The sequence below is a fragment of the Kitasatospora phosalacinea genome, from assembly GCF_000717185.1.
GTDB lineage: Bacteria > Actinomycetota > Actinomycetes > Streptomycetales > Streptomycetaceae > Kitasatospora > Kitasatospora phosalacinea_A.
This window is the reverse complement of record NZ_JNYE01000291.1, coordinates 1-332: the sequence shown is the minus strand read 5'-3', so window position 1 is coordinate 332 and position 332 is coordinate 1. Positions and strand designations below refer to the sequence as shown.

General features: G+C 75.9%; 1 pseudogene. It reads right to left on the bottom strand.

Annotated elements, in window-relative coordinates:
• Window positions 1-332: pseudogene (locus OO57_RS38070) on the bottom strand (heavy metal translocating P-type ATPase); the annotation flags it as partial.

Sequence of the window (332 nt, the reverse complement as noted above, 5' to 3'; positions counted from 1 at the left end):
GGCACGAAGACGGCGGAGATCCGGTCGGCGAGGCGCTGGGCGGCGGCCTTGCCGTTCTGGGCGTCCTCGACGAGCTTGGCCATCCGGGCGAGTTGGGTGTCGGCGCCGACCCGGGTGGCCTCCACGACGAGCCGGCCGCCCGCGTTGACGGTCGCGCCGGTCACGCCGTCGCCCGGGCCGACCTCCACCGGCGCGGACTCGCCGGTGAGCATCGAGGCGTCCACGGCGGAGCTGCCCTCGACCACGGTGCCGTCGGTGGCGACCTTCTCACCGGGCCGCACCACGAACCGGTCACCGACCGCGAGCTGCCCCACCGGAACGCGGGTCTCCCG